A 2,578-nucleotide genomic window follows, 5' to 3' on the forward strand; every position below is an offset into this window, starting at 1 on the left:
GTCGGACTGGGCTCATAATGCCCGTTATCAGGATGGCGAGGCAAAGAAGATTGTCCGTTACGCCTTTCATCCACGTTCGGGCGGGGAGATTTTCGTCACAGGCCGTCAGCGTTATTGCGGTGAGCCGGCCTATGTCGGGCGACAACCGGATGGCAGCCTGGCGCTGATTCCGATCTGGATGACGGAAGAGATCGCCCTGACGATGGCGGTTCGCGAGGCGCCCCGTTTTCCCCTTTCATGCCTGCGCGACCTGCGCCGCGAGGTCGATGCATGTCTACGTTTTCTGCAGAGCGACTCACGCCAGCCAGGAGACGACCATGCAGCGCAGGCAATGCCGAACCGACCAGCCAGACCTGTTTTCCAAGAAGGCTCCGCCATCGAGTCTTCCAGGCGAAGTCCGGGAACGCACCCTCCCGCTGATCGAGACCTTGCTGAGGGAAGCGGTGGTGAGCCAGACGGGACGGGAGGCAGATCATGAAGATCACCGCTGAACATCTCGCGCGCGGTGCCTATGTCTATGTCCGGCAGTCGACGGCCGATCAACTCGTCAACAATCCCGAGAGCCGGCGACGCCAATATGGCCTTGCCGAGCGAGCGCGGTCTCTTGGCTGGAAAGACGCCATCGTCATTGATGAAGATCTCGGTCGTTCAGGGTCTGGCATCAGCCGTCCGGGCTTTGAGAAGCTTCTGGCGGCGATCTGCGAAGGTCGGGTTGGTGCGGTCCTCGCCATTGAAGCCTCCCGGCTGGCCCGCAATGGCCGGGACTGGCATACGCTCATCGAGTTTTGCGGCCTTGTCGGAACGCTCATCATCGATGAGGACGGCATCTACGAACCGCGTCATCCCAACGACAGGCTGCTGCTCGGCATGAAGGGCACGATGAGCGAACTGGAGCTTTCGATCCTGCGGGCCCGCTCGATCGAAGCCCTGAAGCAGAAGGCACGACGGGGCGAACTTTTCCTGACGGTGGCGATCGGTTACGTCAAGTCGGGCCGGAACCGGGTCGAGAAAGACCCGGACCTGCGGATCCGCGAGGCGATCGATCTTGTATTCCGGCGTTTCGACGAACTGCAGAGCATCCGGCAGGTGCATCTGTGGTTGCGCCGCGAGGGCATTATGCTCCCTGCCGTAAATTACACGCGCGCGGCGGACAGGGCGATCGTCTGGAAGCTGCCCGTCTACAATACGGTGCACCACATTCTCACCAACCCGATCTACGCCGGCGCCTATGCGTTCGGGCGAACCTGCAGCAAAGTCACCATAGAGGCCGGACGCAAACGGATTTTGCGTGGGATCAGGCGCGATCGCGCCGACTGGGAGGTCTTGCTCATCGACCATCACGAAGGTTACCTGAGCTGGCACGATTTTGAGAGGAATCAGCGCCTGATCACGGACAATGCCACAAGCAAAGGCCTGGTGCCGCGCGGTGCTCTTCGCCGGGGCGAGTTGCTGCTCGGCGGTCTCTTGCGCTGCGGCCATTGCGGCCGCAAGCTGCATGTCTCCTATTCCGGCAGCAACGGCAATACGGGGCGCTATCATTGCCGCGGAGCGCAGGTCAACCACGGAACCGACCCGTGCATCGGCTTCGGATCGTTGCGGGTCGATCAGGCGGTCAGCGCGGAGGTTCTTCAACGCCTTCAACCGCTCGGCATGGAAGCGGCGATCAAGGCCATCGAGACCTCCACCGTGCAGGCTGGAGAGAAGCGGCGCCATGTGGAGCTCGCACTCGAGCAGGCACGTTATGAAGCCGCCCATGCACGCCGCCAGTATGACGCCGTCGACCCGGACAACCGGCTTGTAGCAGGCGAACTGGAGCGACGCTGGAATGCCGCGCTCGTAGCCGTCCGCGAGCGTCAGGACGAGCTTGACGCGCTCGACCGCCACAAGCCTGAGGCTCTGGGAGAAGAGGAACGGCGGAGCCTGCTGCGCATGGGCGCCGATCTCGAACTGGCATGGCATCATGCCAACGCCACCGCCACCACGCGCAAGCGGATCATCCGTGCCGTGATCCGCGAGATTGTCGTCGCCATCGAAGACGACCACATCAAAATGCTGGTGCATTGGCAGGGCGGCGACCATACCGCGCTTTCGGTCAGGAAGAACAAGGCAGGCCATCACCGTTGGGGTGCCCCGCCGGACATCGAGGACCTGATCCGTGCCCTGGCACGCCAATTGCCGGATAGAGCGATCGCATCGCTTCTCAACCGGCTCGGCAAAACCACGGGTCGTCTGAACGGATGGACGCAGTCCCGTGTCTGCACTTTCCGCAACCAGCACGACATCGCCGTCTACAAAAAGGACGAACGGTCGGAGCGCGGCGAGTATACATTGCAGGAAACGGCTGCGAAGCTCGGCCTGCGGCCAATGACCGTGCTGCGCATGATCCGCGCCGGCGATCTGAAGGCCGAGCAGTATTGCAAGGGTACGCCCTGGATCATCCGTCATGAAGATATCGAGCAACTCGATATCCAGCACCATTCCGGCAGGAGCGGACACAGTCCATTATCACAATCACAGGATCAGCAGATCCAGCTTTTTCAATAACATAGCGAGGTGTGCATTATGTCGTGGGATCGGG

The 2,578-nt window shown here is 61.6% G+C and carries 2 protein-coding genes; both read left to right on the forward strand.

Features of this window, described 5'->3' with window-relative positions; all coding sequences use genetic code 11:
• On the forward strand, nt 1-478 hold a 478-nt coding region (locus NKI54_RS36140), incomplete at its 5' end, for a hypothetical protein (protein ID WP_352694614.1).
• Nucleotides 475-2,544: a recombinase family protein gene (locus NKI54_RS36145; RefSeq protein ID WP_352638584.1), complete on the forward strand. Its 2,070-nt coding sequence runs from the start codon at nt 475-477 to the stop codon at nt 2,542-2,544. The genes NKI54_RS36140 and NKI54_RS36145, both read left to right, overlap by 4 nt.
• Nucleotides 2,545-2,578: the final 34 nt, after the last annotated feature.

Source organism: Mesorhizobium sp. M0663, assembly GCF_040320585.1.
Classification (GTDB): Bacteria; Pseudomonadota; Alphaproteobacteria; order Rhizobiales; family Rhizobiaceae; genus Mesorhizobium.